General features: G+C 36.1%; 1 protein-coding gene. It reads left to right on the forward strand.

What is annotated here, in order from left to right; translation table 11 throughout:
- Positions 1–172 precede the first annotated feature (172 nt).
- Positions 173–547: a hypothetical protein gene (locus HMPREF3107_RS11370; RefSeq protein ID WP_083284612.1), complete on the forward strand. Its 375-nt coding sequence runs from the start codon at positions 173–175 to the stop codon at positions 545–547.
- Positions 548–662: the final 115 nt, after the last annotated feature.

The following is a 662-nucleotide window of genomic DNA, read 5'->3' on the forward strand; positions in this document are numbered from 1 at the left end:
TGGAATTTAGGGCTAATCTACGTCAGCCCCTAAAATTTTTGTATGTAGGTAATTTCATGAAAGTCAGATTCCTTAAGTCGTGTTAAGGTGTTTATTTATGCTACACTTTGCGTTGAGTTAGGCTTATCATGGACTACTAGTTTAAATGTTAGGAAATATGAATGGGTGTTATATGAAGAAGTTATTGGTATTTGGGTTGACGCTATTTATAGGTTCTCAGGTTTGGGCTGCTCGAGTTTTACCTTCTGATATTCGTTTAGCTGTACTGAAACAAGTTAATTATCCAGATATCGTATTAGCTGGGGATGGATGGAGTTGGACTCAGATTTTGACTCTGGGGTTACTTGGAAGCAATAGAACTGAAACTGAAGCTTTAGAAAGTATTCGGATTAAGGATACTCACAATAGGTTTATTACTAAAAATCGATTACAAGGATATGTGGGGCAACCTGTAGGTGTTTTTTTGAATCATCAGAATCAGGTAAGAGAAGTTTGGATTTTGACGCCAAATGAATATGAACAACTGAAAAAGCGTGGTCGTGATTAGGCTGATAATGAGATTGGTCAATTTGAGTATCCTTGAATCCCTACTAAAGTAAATATGTGAAATTTTAGTTATGCGTTTTTATAAGGGGCTGACGTAGATTAGCCCTAAATTCCAT

Origin of the sequence: Neisseria sp. HMSC31F04 (assembly GCF_001807735.1) — a bacterium.
Taxonomy (GTDB): domain Bacteria; phylum Pseudomonadota; class Gammaproteobacteria; order Burkholderiales; family Neisseriaceae; genus Neisseria; species Neisseria elongata.

Excerpts from the sequence above, each read along its gene's own strand:
- HMPREF3107_RS11370 (WP_083284612.1), top strand. The coding sequence starts at position 173 with ATGAAGAAGTTATTGGTATTTGGGTTGACGCTATTTATAGGTTCTCAG.